Raw genomic sequence first — 764 nt, 5'->3', positions numbered from 1 at the left:
CCAATAAGCTGCTGGCCGGCGGCGCCCGGCTGATCGCCACGTCCTTCCCCACCGTCGCCGGCCTGCCCCGCCACGTCGCCACCGTGCGCACCGGCAACCCCGTGCGCCCCGCCATCCTGGCCCTTGCCGACCGTCCCTACACCCCACCCGGCGGCACGCTGTCCATCCTGGTGACGGGCGGCAGCCAGGGCGCCTCCGTCTTCAGCACCATCCTGCCAGCCGCCGTCGCCCGCCTGTCGCCGGAGCACCGTCTGCGCCTGAGCATCAAGCAGCAGGCCCGGCCGGAGACGATGGAGCAGGCGCGGGAGGGGTACGCCGGTCTGGGTGTGGATGTGGAACTGGCCCCCTTCTTCCGCGACATGGCCGGCCGGCTGGATTCCTGCCACCTGGCCATCTGTCGTTCCGGTGCCGGAACGGTGGCCGAATTGGCTATTGCCGGCCGCCCCGCCATCCTGGTTCCCTACCCCCAGGCCATGGACGACCACCAGACCGCCAACGCCAAGGCTTTGGTGGCCGCCGGTGGCGCCTGGCTGATGCCGCACGCCCAGTTCACGGCGGAAGCGCTGGCCGAACGCCTGGCCGCCTTCCTGGATGATCCCGCCCCGCTGGCCGCCGCCGCCGCCGGCGCCCGGTCCTTCGCCATCCCCGACGCGGCCGAGCGCCTGGCCGACGCGGTGCTGGACACGGCCCGGACCGGGAGGGCCGCCGCATGAGCCCCCCCCGTAAGACAGGCTTCCCTGCCGCCCCGGCCTTCGCCTATGGTC

General features: G+C 73.7%; 1 protein-coding gene. It reads left to right on the top strand.

From position 1 onward, the window contains the following. Nucleotides 1-713: glycosyltransferase (locus tag I55_RS39175; protein WP_044563866.1), on the top strand; the 713-nt coding region annotated here is incomplete at its 5' end. Between the last annotated feature and the right edge of the window lie 51 nt (nt 714-764).

This window comes from Azospirillum sp. B4 (assembly GCF_000333275.1).
Lineage (GTDB): Bacteria > Pseudomonadota > Alphaproteobacteria > Azospirillales > Azospirillaceae > Nitrospirillum.
Note: the sequence above shows the minus strand (reverse complement) of the source record. Positions and strands in the feature narration are given on the sequence as shown.